Below are 308 nucleotides of genomic sequence, written 5' to 3'. Positions count from 1 at the left end.
GGACGGAAAAATAGCCTCCAGCATTGGTGGTTATGAAAGATAAACAAGCCCTGGAGTGCGGCAGCTGAATAATTTTCAGCGGCAGATGACAGAAAATTAACCATCTGTTCCGGATAATTTATTCGCTAAAAGGATTAAAGAAACAGAAAAATGGTTTGGCACGTGGAAAAATCTTTTTGGATTAGCTTTTAAGATGAGAGAGTAAAATCCAGCAAAATTTCCGGAGCAAAAAAAAGCCTCAGAAGCGATGCTTATGAGGCTTTTTTTAATATATGGAGCCGGAGATAGGACTTGAACCTACGACCCAC

Origin of the sequence: Methylophaga sp. UBA1464 (assembly GCF_002325665.1) — a bacterium.
In the GTDB taxonomy this organism is placed as follows: domain Bacteria; phylum Pseudomonadota; class Gammaproteobacteria; order Nitrosococcales; family Methylophagaceae; genus Methylophaga.
Note: the sequence above shows the minus strand (reverse complement) of the source record.